Below are 229 nucleotides of genomic sequence, written 5' to 3' on the forward strand. Positions count from 1 at the left end.
GGAGTGCAACGCAAAGGTGTGGGTCACGCGCACGACGACGCCGAGCGGCGTTGGGGCCGTAGGCTACTCCGGCAAGTGCGCGACCGAAGACACTTATGTGCTGGGCACTAAGGGCGGCGCAGGCTGGCCGGCATCGATCCTGTTCGGCGGCCGCACGCGCAAGCATGATGTGCTGCCGACATCGGCCGATGAGCACGGCTTTGTGGTCATGATGCCTGCGAGCGTCCCT

1 protein-coding gene is annotated in these 229 nt (G+C 65.9%); it reads left to right on the top strand.

Translation table 11 applies throughout. The annotated features are described in order from the left end of the window. On the top strand, positions 1–229 hold a 229-nt coding region (locus RVY79_RS21940), incomplete at both ends, for a hypothetical protein (RefSeq protein ID WP_317466740.1).

This window comes from Chromohalobacter sp. HP20-39 (genome assembly GCF_033052815.1).
Taxonomy (GTDB): Bacteria; Pseudomonadota; Gammaproteobacteria; order Pseudomonadales; family Halomonadaceae; genus Chromohalobacter.